The organism is Streptomyces syringium, from assembly GCF_017876625.1.
Classification (GTDB): Bacteria; Actinomycetota; Actinomycetes; order Streptomycetales; family Streptomycetaceae; genus Streptomyces; species Streptomyces syringius.
The window spans coordinates 6,028,284-6,040,166 of the sequence record NZ_JAGIOH010000001.1; the positions used below are offsets into that span (position 1 = coordinate 6,028,284).

Consider the following 11,883-nt stretch of genomic DNA (forward strand, 5'->3'; position numbering starts at 1 on the left):
CGGTGGCTGTCGATTCGTGCACTCCCGCCCATCCAAAGGGCGGCCCGCGGGCCGTCACAAGAGAAGAGGCAGCAAGCTGTCACGGGGTCCGGGGGCCTGTCCGCCCGCGCCGGGCGGACAGGCCCCCGGAGGGTCAGTCGAGCGACCTGAGCTTGTCGTAGACCAGGCGGCCGATCTCCGCCGCGGTGCCGGGTGACATCAGGTCGTGGTGCGAGGCGGTCATCGGGTGCGTCTCGATCCTGCCGGTGACGTGCGGCCGCCAGAGGTCGACCATGCGGGGCACCGCCTCGTCGCCGTGCTGATAGAGCGACACGATGACCATCATGTCTCCCTTGAGCTCCTTGGGCCGGTGGTCCGACACGATCCGGTAGTTGTTCTCCATGACCTTGGCGAACGCGTCGATGTGATGCGGCTCGAGGTTTCCGAGCGCACTGTCCCGGCTGCTCACCATCTCCATGACCTGGGCGTACTCGAGTACGACGTCGTCCCCGACGGAATCCACGTCCAGCCCGGCGACCTGGAGCAGGGCCCGGAAGACGATCTGCTCGGTGTACTCCGGCCGGCCGTCGCCCAAGGATTCCTCGAAGGGCACCTGGTCGAGGTTGACCAGCAGGCCGATCTCCTCGCCCTGCTCCTGGAGCTGGGTGGCGACCTCCTGCGCGGTCAGCGCCCCCAACGACCAGCCCAGCAGGTGGTACGGACCGTGCGGCTGCACCGAACGCATCTGCTCGATGTAGTCCGCGGCCATCGCCGCCATGCTCTCCGCGAGCGGCTCACCCGGCTTGAAGCCACGTGCCTGCAGGCCGTAGACGGGGTACTCGGACCGGATCTGCTTGAGGAACTCACCGTAGCCCCAGGCGAGTCCACCAGTGGCGTGGAAGGTGAACAGCGGCGGCTTGTCCCCGCCGGGGCGCAGCGGCAGCAGTACTTCGAAGCCGTCCCGACCGGAGTCCGTACCGAGACTCTCGACGAGTTCCGCGACCGTCGGCGTCTCGAAGACGGCACGGTTGCTGACCTTGATGCCGAGGACCGAGCGGATCCGGCTGATGAGCTGGAGCGAGACGATGCTGTCGCCGCCCAGCTCGAAGAAGTTGCCGTCGATACCGACCCGCTCCAGCCCGAGCACCTCCGCGAACAGACCGCACAGCATCTCCTCCTGCGGAGTGCGCGGCCCCCGGGACCCCGCCGACTCCCCGAGGTCCGGGGCCGGCAGCGCCTTGCGGTCCAGCTTGCCGTTGGGCGTCACCGGAAGGGCGTCGAGCCGGACGAACGCGGACGGCACCATGTAGGAGGGCAGCGAGGCCGCCACGTGCCGGCGCAGCTCGGCCTGGCCCGCCCCGTCCCCGGCCTCCGGTACGACATACGCGACGAGCGCGGGCTCACCCGGCTTCTCCTCGCGTACGACCACCGCGACCTGGGCGACCTGGTCATGGGAGACCAGAGCGGACTCGATCTCGCCCAGCTCGATACGGAAGCCGCGGACCTTCACCTGGTTGTCGGCACGCCCCAGATAGGAGAGCCGGCCGTCGGTGGTCCAGCGGGCGATGTCACCGGTGCGGTACATCCGCTCACCCGGCCCGCCGAAGGGGCAGGCGACGAATCGCTCGGAAGTGAGAGCCGCCCGGCCCAGATACCCACGGGCCAGCCCGGCGCCGGTGACGTACAGCTCGCCCGCGACGCCCGCCGGGACCGGGCGCAGCCCCGGGTCCAGGACGTACACCCGGGTGTTGTGGACGGGGCGGCCGATGGCCGGCGTCCCCGTCCCGGCCGCCAGCGGATCGCTCATGGTCGCGGCGACGGTCGACTCGGTCGGGCCGTAGGCGTTGACCATCCGGCGGCCCGGTGCCCAGCGGTCGACCAGCTCCGCCGACGTCGCGTCCCCACCGACCACCAGGGAACGGAAGGCGGGGAAGTCACCGGAGGGCACCGAGGCCAGTGCCGCGGGCGGAATCAGCGCGTGCGTCACCCCGCGCCCGAGAAGTACCTCGGCCAGCACCTCACCGGCCAGCGGCCCCGGCGGCGGCACCACGAGCGTGGCGCCCGCCGCGTACGTCATGCACAGCTCCAGCACCGAGGCATCGAAGCTGGGTGACGCGTACTGCAGCACCCGGCTGTCCGCGGTCACATCGAACCGTTCCACCTCCACCGCGGCGAAGCTCGCCAGACCGTGGTGCGTGACCACGACGCCCTTGGGCCGGCCGGTGGAGCCGGAGGTGTAGATGAGGTAGGCCGGGTGGGCCACGGACAGCGGGACACCCGGGTTGTCCCGCCGTTGCGCGGACAGGTCGACGGTGTCGAGCAGCACCTGCGGCACGCCGTGCCGGGGCAGCCGGGCGGCGTGCTCGGAGTCCGTCACCAGCAGGGCGGGCGCCGAGTCGTCGAGGATGTAGCTGATGCGGTCGGCCGGGTAGTCCGGGTCCACGGGGAGGAACGCGGCGCCGGCCTTGACCACGGCCAGCTGGGCGACGGCGATGTCCACCGAGCGCGGCAGAGCGAGGGCCACCACCTTCTCGGGGCCCACGCCCCGCGCGATGAGGGCATGCGCCAGCTGGTTGGCGCGGGCGTTGAGTTCCGCGTAGCCGAGGGACAGCTCGGCGGACTCCACGGCGGTCGCCGACGGCGTGAGCGCCACCTGCGTCTCGAAGAGCGCGGGGAGGGTCACCGGCTCGATGGCCCGCTCGGTGTCGTTCCAGTCGTGGAGGACCCGCTGCCGCTCCCGCTCGGTGAGCACGTCGACGTGGGTGATCGCCCGCTCGGGTGCGGCGGTCACCGCGTCGAGCAGTTGCTCCAGCCGCGCCGCCAGCGTCTCGACCGTGGACTGGTCGAAGAGGCCGGTGGCGAAGTGGATGCCGCCCTCGATGCCGGCCGGGGAGCCGTCGGGAGCGAACCGCTCGCCGAGGTCGAAGGACAGGTCGAACTTCGCGACGTCCAGTCCCACCGGGTGCGGGAGCATCCGCGCTCCGGGGATGTCCGTGCGCTCGGTCGAGTTGTTCTGGAAGGCCAGCATGACCTGGAACAAGGGGTGCCGAGCCATGGAACGGACCGGGTTGATCTCCTCCACCAGACGCTCGAACGGCACGTCCTGGTTGGCGTACGCGGCCAGGTCGGTCTCCTTGACCCGCTCCACCAGCTCGCGGAAGGACGGGTTGCCGGACAGATCGGTGCGCAGCACCAGGGTGTTGATGAAGAAGCCGACCAGGTCGTCGAGGGCTTCGTCGGTCCGTCCTGCGATCACGGTGCCGATCGGGATGTCCGTACCGGCACCGAGCTTGCCCAGCAGGGCGGCGAGGGCGGCCTGCACCACCATGAACACGCTCGCCCCGCAGGCGCGCGACAGGTCCGCCACCTGCTGATGGATGTGGGGCGCGATCCGCAGCGGAGCCATGCCGCCGCGATAGTCCGTCACCGCCGGGCGCGGCCGGTCCGTCGGCAGCGGCAGCTCCTCCGGGATGCCGGCCAGCGCGGTGCGCCAGAAGGCCAGCTGCCCGGCCAGCGCGCTGCCGGGGTCGCTCTCGTCCCCCAGGACCTGGCGCTGCCACAGCGTGTAGTCGGCGTACTGGACCGGCAGCGGCTCCCACCGCGGGGCCGTGCCCTCGCAACGGGCCGCGTAGGCCGTCGACAGGTCCCGCGACAGCGGGGTCAGCGACCAGCCGTCGCTCGCGATGTGATGCATCACGATCAGCAGGACGTGATCATCGGCCGCGACCCGGAACACATGCGCCCGCAGCGGGATGTCATGGGCGAGGTCGAAGCCCTGCTGCGCCGCCGCGCTCACCTCCTGGTCGAGGTCGCCGGCGGTGACATCGGTGACCACGAGCCGCGGGACGGCCCGGCCGACGGGCAGGACCTGCTGGCGGGGACGGTTCTCGACGTCGGGGAACACCGTGCGCAGGCTCTCGTGCCGGGCCACCACATCGCCCAGTGCCGCTTGCAGAGCGGCCAGGTCCAGCGTTCCCAGCAGCCGGGTGCACAGAGGGATGTTGTACGTCGCGTTCGGCCCCTCGAAACGGTTCAGGAACCACAGGCGCCGCTGGGCGAACGACAGCGGGATGTCCTCCGGCCGTTCCATGACGCCGAGCGCCTGACGCGAGGCGCCCGCCGAGTCCAGCCGGCCGGCGAGGCCGGCGACCGTGGGCTCCTCGAAGACCGCGCGCACCCCCAGTTCGATCTCAAAGGCGGAGCGGATGCGGCTGACCAGGCGGGTCGCCAGGAGCGAGTGACCGCCGAGCTCGAAGAAGCTGTCGTCGATGCCGATGCGCTCCAGCCCCAGGATATCGGCGAACAGGGCGCAGAGGGTCTCCTCCCGCGCGGTGCGCGGTCCCCGCGAGGAGACCTGCCCGCTGAAGTCGGGGGCCGGCAGCGCCTTGCGGTCCAGCTTGCCGTTGGGCGTCAGCGGGAAGGACTCCAGCACCACGTACGCGGAAGGCACCATGTAGTCCGGCAGCGTGGCGGCCAGATGGTTCCGGAGCTGGGCCGGGTCCGGGCTGCCACCCTCCTCGGCCGGGATCACGTAGGCCACGATGCGCTTGTCACCCGGCCGGTCCTCGCGGACCACGACCAGCACCTGGCCGACGGCCGGGTGCGCGGCCGCGGCGGCCTCGATCTCGCCCAGCTCGATGCGGAAGCCCCGCACCTTCACCTGGTCGTCGACGCGGCTGACGAACTCCAACTGCCCGTCGGCACGCCACTTGACGATGTCACCCGTGCGGTACATACGCCCGCCCGCGGCACCGAAGGGGTTGGCGACGAAGCGTCCAGCGGTGAGGTCGGGGCGGCCCAGGTAGCCGCGGGCCAGGAGGTCGCCGCCGATGTAGAGCTCACCCCCGACACCCACGGGAACGGGCCGGAGCCGGCCGTCCAGGACGTACAGCTGGGTGTTCCAGATCGGACGGCCCATGGGAACGGCGCCCGCAGGGGAGCTGTCACCGGGCTCGACGCGGTACTCGGTGCAGCCGACGGTGGCCTCGGTGGGACCGTATTCGTTGATGACGGTGACACCGGGGTGGTGGCGCCGCCACTCGTCCAGCACCTCGCCCAGCAAGGCCTCGCCACCCAGGACCAGCTCCCCGGAGGGGGAGAACCGCTCCGGCAGCGCCATGAGCAGACCGAGGTGGGCGGGCGTCGCCTTGACGAAGCCGGGCTGCTCGAAGTCCTCCCGGGCGGCGTCATCGTCCAGCTCGGTCAGATGGACACAGCCGCCCGCGGTCAGGGTGCCGAGCAGGCCCGTGACGGTCAGGTCGAAGGAGACGGGGGAGTGGACCAGGGCACGGCCGGAAACCGCCGGGAAGCGGGCCCGCGTCCATGCCAGATAGAGGTTGAGCGACCGGTGCTCGACCACCACGCCCTTGGGGCGGCCGGTCGATCCCGACGTGTAGATGACGTACACCGGGTGGGCCGGCGAGAGGGGCGCCGTCCGGTCCTCGTCGGTCAGGTCCGTGCCCGGCAGGGTCGCCACCGCGTTCCGGACCACCGCGTTGTCGACGACCACCAGGGAGGAGGCGTCCACGGGCAGCTTCGGCGCCGTGTCGGAGTCGGCGAGCACACAGACGGGCCTGGTGTTCGAGAAGATGTACGCGATGCGGTCGGCGGGGTAGTCCGGGTCGACCGGCAGGTACGCCGCACCCGTCTTGGCCACCGCGAGCAGCGCGACCGGCAGTTCCACGGTCCGGGTGAGGACCACACCCACGTAGCTCTCCGGGCCGACACCACGGGTGAGCAGCAGACGGGCCAGCCGGTTCGCCCGCTCGTTCAACTCCGCGTACGTCAGGCGCCCGGCACCGCTCACCACGGCCTCGGCGTCCGGTGTCGCCGCGGCCTGGGCCTCGAGCAGCTCGGGCAGCATCGCCCCGGGCACCTCGTGCGCCGTGTCGTTCCACTCGAACAGCTGCTGCCGGCGCTCCTCCTCGGAGAGGAGTTCCAGCTCACCGATCACCCGCGACGGATCCGTCAGGGCTTCCGCCACCCGCAGGAAGCGCGCGACGATCCGCTCGGCCGCCTCGGGACCGAAGACGTCGGCGCGGTAGTCGGCGCGCACGTGCAGCCGTTCACCGAGCGGGATCACCAGGACCCCGATCGGGTAATGGGTGGCATCGAGCGGCTCGGTGCTCATCACCGAGAGATCACCGACCGACTGCGCGAGCGCGTCGTTGTCGACCGGGTAGTTCTCGTACACCAGCAGTGTGTCGAACAGGTCGCCCAGTCCCGTCGCCTCCCGGATGTCAGTGAGGCCCACATGCTGGTGCGGCATGAGCTCGGACTGCTCGTCCTGGAGCCGGGTGAGCAGACTGCCCACGGTCTCCGCCGCATCGATCCGGACCCGCACGGGGAGGGTGTTGATGAACAGGCCGACCATGGACTCGATGCCCGGGATGTCCGCGGGACGGCCGGAGACCGTCGTACCGAACACCACGTCGTCCCGGCCGGTCAGCTGCCCCAGCGTGACGGCCCATGCCAGCCCCATGAGCGTGTTCAGCGTGACACCGTGCGCACGGGCCGTCTCACGCAGCGCCGCGGCGAACTCCGCGGGCAGCTCCTTGGAGACCCGCTCCGGGACCACCGGCTTCCGCGAGGGGTCCACCGGTGCCAGCAGGGTCGGCTCCTCGAAACCGTCGAGTGCCTTGGCCCAGGCCGCCTTGGCGGCGGGCCGGTCCTGCCGGGCCAGCCAGGCCAGATAGTCGCGGTAGGGCGTCACCCTCGGCAGGCCGGAGGCGTCACCCTTGTGGTGGTACATGTCGAACAGCTCGCCCAGCAGAGCCCCGAACGACCACCCGTCCATGAGGATGTGGTGATTGGTGACCGTGAAGACGTACCGGCCCGGCCCGAGCGTGATCAGCGCGAACCGCATCAGCGGCGGAGCCGCCAGATCGAAGCGGCGGTTGCGGTCCTCGTCCAGCACGCGGGCGAGCTCGGCCTCGCGACGGGCCTGGGGCAGGCCGCTCAGATCCAGCTCGGTCCAGGGCACCGTCACTTCCGACGGGATCACCTGCACGGCATCGCCGGTGTCCAGGATCTGGAACCCGGCCCGCAGGTTGGCGTGGCGCTTGAGCAGGTTGTCCGCGGCCGTCCGCAAGGCCGCGCCGTCCAGGTCGCCCTCGATCTCAAAGGTGAACTGAACGGTGTAGACGTCGTATCCCTGCTGGTCGTACAACGCGTGGAAGAGCAGGCCCTCCTGCAGAGGAGCGAGCGGCAGCACGTCCGCCAACCGCGGCTGCCGGGTCTCCAGGGCGTCGATGTCGCGCTGCGCCAGCCTGACCAGGGAGAGGTCGGAAGGGGTGTGACCGCCGGCGCCGGGGCCTTCGGCGTGGGTGACGATCGCCCGCAGCGCGCGGAACCAGCTCTCCGCCAGGTCCCGCACCTCGTCCTCGCTGAACAGCTCGAGCGGCCACGCCCAGGTGGCGACCAGGGTCGGGCCCTCGGGAGTCTCCCGGGCTATCGAATTGAGCCCCAGCACGTGGGTCAGCGGCATCCGCGGGTCGGCGCCACCACCCAGGTCGTCCTCGGTGCCGCCGTCCGCCTCGGAGGTCGAACCACCGAGCCGGCCGAGGTAGTTGAAGCTGATCTGGGGGGTGGGGAGGGTGGCGAGGGTGGCTGCTGTCTGCTGGTTGAGGTGGCGCAGCAGTCCGTAGCCGGCGCCGTTGTCGGGGAGGGCGCGGAGTTGTTCCTTGATGGTTTTGACGGCGTTGCCGAGGGTGGGTCCGCCGGCCCAGACGTCGGGCCAGTCGTGCTCGCTCACACCGGGGTCGAGATTGACGGGGAACATGCTGGTGAACCAGCCGACGGTGCGGGAGATGTCGGCACCGGGCACGAGCTCCTCGCGGCCGTGGCCCTCCAGATCGATCAGCGCTCCGGACCCGCCGAGCCCCCGGCGTCGCTTCCAGTCGCTCACAGCGAGCGCGAAACCGGTGAGGAGGATGTCGTTGACACCCGCGTGGAACACCGCGGGCACCTGCGACAGCAACGCACCCGTGACATCCACGGGCAGCGAGACGGACAGGCCACCGGACGTCGCCATCACATCGCGTTCGGGATCCAGCGGACGGGAGCCCAGCCGGGGGTCCTCGACCTGGAGCATGGAGGTCCAGACGTCCAGTTCGGCGACACGGGCCTCGGAGGACGCCGCCTCCACCAGACCCTGGGCCCAAGCCCGGAAGGAGGTACCCACCGGCTCCAGGTCCGGCTCGCGTCCGGCGGCGACCGCGTCGTACGCCGCCGCGAGGTCCGGGAGCAGGATCCGCCAGGAGACCCCGTCCACCACGAGGTGGTGTGCCATGAGCAGCAGACGGCCGGGCACGTCCGGGCCGGAGTCGAACCACACCGCCTGAAGCGTCACACCGGCGTCCGGGGCCAGTCGCTCCTGGGCCGCCTGAGCCGTTTCGCCCAGCGGCGCCGTGGCCGCGTCCACCCGGTGCACGAGGTCCTCCGCGCGAACGGAGCCCCGGGGCGTGATCTCCAGGGCCCAGCTGCCGTCCTCAGGACGGGACAGCCGCAGCCGCAGCGCGTCATGGTGGTCCAGCACGGCCTGCAGCGCCTTCGTCAGCGTCCCGAGGTCGTAGTCGCCCGGAACCTGCACCACCATGGCCTGGTTGAAGCCGTCCACAGGACCGCCGGTCTCCCGCAGATGGTGGATGATCGGCGTGAGCGGCACCGTGCCGACACCGGCGTCCGGGGCCGCCCGGTCGGGCTTCGTGTCGTTGACGTCCTGAGCGATCGCGGCGAGGGCCTCGACGGTCCGCTGCTTGAAGACATCACGAGGCGTGAACAGCAGCCCGGCACGGCGGGCCCGGCTGACGAGCTGGATGGACACGATGCTGTCGCCGCCCAGCTCGAAGAAGCTGTCGTCGACGCCGACCTGCTCCAGCCCGAGGACCTCCGCGAACAGCGTGCACAGAGCCTCCTCGCGCGGGTCGCGCGGGCCCCGGCCGGACACCGCGCGGTTGAAGTCGGGCGCGGGCAGGGCCTTGCGGTCCAGTTTCCCGTTGACGGTCGCGGGCAGCGCGTCGAGGACCACGAACGCCGCCGGCACCATGTACTCCGGCAACAGCCCCGCCACATGCTCACGCAGCACGTCGGCGTCCGCGACCGCACCCGGGGCCGCGACGACATAGGCGACCAGACGCTTGTTGCCGGGCTGGTCCTCGCGCACCACGACCACGCCGTGCGCGATCGACTCGTGATCGGTCAGCACCGCGCCGATCTCACCCAGCTCGATTCGGAAGCCCCGGATCTTCACCTGGTCGTCCGCCCGCCCCAGGTACTCGACCAGGCCCTCCGGGCTCCTGCGCACCACGTCGCCCGTGCGGTACATCCGCTCGCCCGGCCCGCCGAACGGATCCGACACGAACCGCTCCGACGTCAGCGCCGGCCGCCCCAGATAGCCGCGGGTCACGTACGGCCCGGCGATGTAGAGCTCACCCGCCACACCGGGCGGCAGCAGCCGCAGCTGCGAGTCCAGGACGTACGCCCGGACGTTCCCCAACGGCCGGCCGATCGAAGGCTTCGGGCTCTGCTCGACCGGGCAGCACAGCGCGACCACGGTGGTCTCTGTGGGCCCGTAGTAGTTGTGCCCGATGACATCGGGCAGGGAGCGGAACTCCTGCCACAGCGCGTCGCTCATCGCTTCGGCACCGCACTGCAACATGTGCGGCCGGTGTCCGGACGTCCGCATCAGCCCGGCGGCCAGCAGCTGCTCCATGTAGATGGGGGTGAAGTAGACGAAGTCCAGCCGCTCGTCCCGGACATAGCGGATCATCTGCTCGGGGTCGCGCCGCACCTCGTCACTGATGACGTGCAGCTCGTGGCCGTCCAGCATCCACATCATGCCGTCCACCGACGCGTCGAAGGTGAACGTACTGGTGAGCGAGGCCTTCAGACGCCGCCCGCCGACAGCCTCCGTACCCCGCCGGAAGAGGTCCGCCTGGAGGCTGCGGAAGAGGTTCATGGCGCTGTGGTGCGCGACCATGACGCCCTTGGGCCGACCCGTCGAACCCGACGTGTAGATCACGTAGGCGAGGTTGTCGGACGTCACCGGCGCGAGGCGCTCGGTCTGGGCCAGGTTCTCCTCGGGCAGGCCGGCCAGCAGCCGCGCGACCTCGGGGTCGTCGAGGACGACGCGCGGAACGTCGGTGCCGGTATCCGGAAGCCCGTCAGCGATACCGCTCAGGGTGATCACACACGCGGGGGAGGCGTCCTCGAAGAGGAAGGCCATCCGGTCGGCCGGGTACTCCGGGTCCAGCGGCAGATAGCCGGCGCCGGACTTGACGGCCGCGAACAGAGCCACGACCAGGTCCGCCGAGCGGGGAAGAGCGAGGGCGACGAGCCGCTCCGGGCCGGCACCCTGCTGGACGAGCAGCCGGGCGATCCGGTTGGCACGGTTGTTGAGCTCGGCGAACGACAGCCGTTCCGTGCCACACACCAGGGCGATCTCGTCCGGGGTGCGCGCGGCATGCCATTCCAGAAGGTCATGCAGCATCTCTTCGCGCGGCACCGGCACCTCGGCTCCCACGCTCCCGGCCAGCAGGCGCACGGACTGTTCCGGCGAGACGAGCTGCCTGAGGCCCACGGGGCGGTTCACATCGTCGGACACCGTGGTCAGCAGACGCACGAGAGCGTCCCCGACGGACTCCGCCAGCTCGGGACCGAGGACCTCCGGCTGGTAGGCCAGCTGCAGTTCCATGGTCTCGCCGACGAGCACGGCGATGGTGAGCGGATAGTGGGTGTCGTCCTGCACTTCACTCGCCACGATGCCGAGGGCACCCGAGGACTTCTGCAGGCTCGCCTCGTCGACGGGGAAGTTCTCGAAGACGACGATGGTGTCGAAGAGTTCACTGTGCCCGCTCAGCCGCTGCACCTCGTTCAGGCCCAGGTGCTGGTGCTGCATGAGCTCGGACTGCTCGTCCTGGATCCGGGCGAGCAGACCGCCCAAGGTCTCCGCCGGGTCGATCCGCACCCGCACCGGGAGGGTGTTGATGAACAGACCGACCATGGACTCGATGCCCGGGATGTCCGCGGGGCGGCCCGAGACCGTGGCGCCGAACACCACGTCGTCCCGTCCCGTGAGCTGACTCAGCACGGTCGCCCAGGCCGCCTGGACGACGGTGTTGACGGTCACGCCGGCCTGCCGGGCGGCCTGGTTGAGCGCCGCTGTCTGCTGCGCGGACAGCCACACCGTGTGCTTGCTGCGGCTGTTCGACACCGACTGCTCGGATGCGGCGATCAGGGAGGGCTCGTCGAGCCCTTCCAACGACAACCGCCAGGCGGCCTCGGCGGCCGGCCGGTCCTGCCGGCCCAACCAAGCGAGGTACTCACGGTAGGGAGTCACCCGGGGCAGACCCGAGTCGTCCCCCTTCGAGCCGTACAACTCGAACAGCTCACCCAGCACCCGGGAGAACGACCAGCCGTCCAGCAGGATGTGATGGTGCGTCACCAGGAACTGATAACGGTCCGACCCCATGGCGACGAGGGTGAAGCGGATGAGCGGAGGCCGGGCCAGGTCGAAGCGGCGGGCACGGTCCTCGGCGACCAGCCGCGCCAGCTCCCGCTCGCGTTCCGCCTCGGGCAGACCGCTGAGATCCACATCGGTCCACGGCAGCTCCACCTCGCGGGGGATCACCTGAACCGGCTCGCCGGTCTTGCGGGACCGGAAACCCGCCCTCAGATTGGCGTGCCGACGGAGCACACCGGCGGCAGCGTCCCGCAGAGCCGCGATCTCCAGCTCGCCCTCGATCGCGAAGTTGAGCTGAATGGTGTAGACGTCGGAGCCGCCCTCCTCGTCGTACATCGAGTGGAACAGCAGGCCCTGCTGCATCGGCGACAGCGGGAGGACGTCCTCGAGCCCTGACTTCTTCATCGCGTTTTCCTTGTCCTTCGTCATGTCGTGATCTCTGC

General features: G+C 70.7%; 1 protein-coding gene. It reads right to left on the reverse strand.

Annotation, left to right across the window (positions count from 1 at the left end):
- Window positions 1-133: 133 nt before the first annotated feature.
- Window positions 134-11,845 (reverse strand): non-ribosomal peptide synthetase, encoded by an 11,712-nt coding sequence (locus JO379_RS26790; RefSeq protein WP_209517321.1) that lies wholly within the window; start codon window positions 11,843-11,845, stop codon window positions 134-136.
- Window positions 11,846-11,883: the final 38 nt, after the last annotated feature.

What these genes read in the sequence shown, in the direction of transcription:
- JO379_RS26790 (WP_209517321.1), bottom strand. Translation starts at nt 11,845, where the DNA reads ATGAAGAAGTCAGGGCTCGAGGACGTCCTCCCGCTGTCGCCGATGCAG.